Here is a 2,415-nt window from a genome sequence, read left to right on the forward strand (position 1 = left end):
GCGGTGGATGGGGCGGCGGGTTTCGGGTAACGCGGGGTCATGGACAGGTTGACTCGCGGGCTGGTCGCCGGCGCCGCCGGAACCAGCGCCCTGAACGTGGTGACGTATCTGGACATGGCGGTGCGGGCGCGCCCGGCCAGCAGCACCCCCGAGCAGAGCGTGGAGAAGATGGCCGACCTGGCCGGCGTCGGGCTCGGGGCCGAGGACCGCGCCGAGAACCGCAAGGCGGGCCTGGGCCCGCTGCTGGGCTACGGGACCGGCGCGGGCGCCGCACTGGTCTACGGGCTGCTGGCCGGGCGGCGGCGGATCCCGCTGCCGGCGGCGGCGCTGGCGCTGACGGGCCTGGCGATGGCGGGCTCGAGCGCCCCGATGACGGCGCTCGGGCTCACCGACCCCCGCACATGGTCGGTGTCGGACTGGCTGATGGACGCGGTACCGCACCTGGCGTACGGGGCGGTCGCGGCGGGCGTGTACGCCGCCCTGCGCTGACACCGCCCGAGCCGCGGCCGAGGACGCGGGCCCGCCCGCGGCCGGTCGGCGCAGGGCGGGCCGCGAGGAGGACCGGACGGTCGTCGGCGGCCGCATCCGCACAGTACGTACCGACCGGCTGCGGGACGCCGAACCCGGAACGCCGTCCCGGAGGCACCGCCCCGGACACCCCCGTCCCGCGCGCGCCGGTAGGGTCGGGCCCATGACGGCGGAGGTGGTCGAGCGCGCCGCGGGCGTCGGCGGGGAGCTGGTGCTGCGCCGCGACGGCGCCCACTACGAGATCATCAGCAACGGCGTGTTCCTCATGGACACCCGCGACGGCAGGTCCGAGCGGCTGCTGGTGCGCGCCGCCGCCGACGGGCTCGCCGCCCCCGCCCGGATGCTGATCGGCGGGCTCGGCGTCGGGTTCTCCCTCGCCGAGGCCCTCGCCCTCCCCCAGATCGCGCACGTCACCGTCGTCGAACGCGAACCCGCCGTGATCGGCTGGCACCGGTCGCTGCTGCGGCCCTGGTCGCGCGGCGCCCTCGACGACCCCCGCGTCACCGTCGAACACGCCGACCTGCTCGACGTCCTCACCGGTCCCGCCGCGGGCCGCTACGACGCCCTGTGCCTGGACGTCGACAACGGCCCCGACTGGACCGTCACCCCCGGCAACGCCCGCCTCTACGGGCCCGACGGCCTCGCCCTGCTGACGTCCCGGCTGACGCCGCGCGGGACGCTCGCGGTGTGGAGCGCGGGCTCCGCGCCCGGCTTCGAGGCGCGGCTGCGGGACGCGTTCGCGCGGGTGGAGGCCCTGCCCGTCGAGGTGCCGCGCGGGGAGCCCGACATGGTCTACCTGGCCAAAGAGCCCGTCCCCGCCGCCTGACCCGGCGCTTGCCCGGCCCCCCGGCGATCGCCGGGCCGCCGCCGGTTCCGGGCCGCGCGCGCGGCCCCGCGGCACCGCGGCGAGCCGAACCGTGGGCGGAACCGACAAAACCGCGGCGGTCGTTTCTGTGGACCGCGACGACCACCGCTCGAGCGCCGTTCGCTAAGTTTCGACCGGACAACACCTTTATGGGAGGTTCAGTGGCTACTGCCCACGCAGCTCACGCCCACCCGGCCCAGCGCCGCCCCGCCGTGCTGGGCGACCTGCTGCCCGGTTGCCTGACCCGCGACGCCGCGCTCATCACCGGATCCGCCGTGTTCGTCGGGATCGCCGCGCAGATCGCCGTCCCGGTGCCCGGCACCCCCGTTCCGGTCACCGGCCAGACGTTCGCGGTCCTGCTGGCCGGCGCCGCCCTCGGCCCCGCCCGCGCCGCCCTGGGCATGGCCCTGTACCTGCTCGCCGGGATCGCCGGCGTCCCGTGGTTCACCGACGGGTCGTCCGGCGCGGGCGCCCCCAGCCTCGGCTACGTCATCGGGTTCATCGTCGCGGCCGCCGTCGTCGGCCGCCTCGCCGGCCGCGGCGGCGACCGCACCCCGCTGCGCACCGCCGCCACCATGCTCACCGGCACCGTGATCATGTACGCGGCCGGAGTGCCCTACCTCATGGCGGCACTGGGCGTCGACCTCGGCCGCGCCCTGGACCTCGGCGTCGTGCCCTTCCTGGCCGGCGACGCCCTGAAGGTGCTCGCCGCCGCCGCGCTGCTGCCGGCCGCGTGGCGGCTCACCGGCGCGGGCCGCGACCGGTCCGCCTGACGGCCCGCCCCGCCCCGGCCCCCGCCGGGACCGGCCCGGCGCGCGAACGCGGCACCCGCCGCCGCGCGCCGGGCCGACGGCGTCCCGGGCCCCGCCACCGGACGGCCCGCCCCCGGCCGCCCCGAGCCGCTCGGGGTCCGGCCGGTACAGGGTGAGGTACGGCCCGAGCGCCGCGCCGGCGGCCTCGGCGGTGACGACGCGCGCCGGCCCGGCGGCGGTCGCGACGACGTCGCCGGGTTCCAGCAGCGT

Annotated in this window: 3 protein-coding genes; all 3 read left to right on the top strand. The window is 78.1% G+C overall.

Annotation, left to right across the window (positions count from 1 at the left end):
- The first annotated feature begins 39 nt into the window (after positions 1-39).
- A complete protein-coding gene (locus tag DMH08_RS39260) occupies positions 40-489 on the top strand; it encodes a hypothetical protein (RefSeq protein ID WP_026401845.1) in 450 nt (149 codons plus the stop codon).
- A gap of 202 nt (positions 490-691) precedes the next feature.
- Positions 692-1,354 (top strand): spermidine synthase, encoded by a 663-nt coding sequence (locus DMH08_RS39265; RefSeq protein WP_034517322.1) that lies wholly within the window; start codon positions 692-694, stop codon positions 1,352-1,354.
- Between the two features lie 200 nt (positions 1,355-1,554).
- Positions 1,555-2,166, top strand: coding sequence for a biotin transporter BioY (locus tag DMH08_RS39270; RefSeq protein WP_233618074.1), 612 nt, complete (start codon positions 1,555-1,557; stop codon positions 2,164-2,166).
- Positions 2,167-2,415 lie beyond the last annotated feature (249 nt).

The organism is Actinomadura sp. WAC 06369, from assembly GCF_003947565.1.
Classification (GTDB): Bacteria; Actinomycetota; Actinomycetes; order Streptosporangiales; family Streptosporangiaceae; genus Spirillospora; species Spirillospora rifamycini.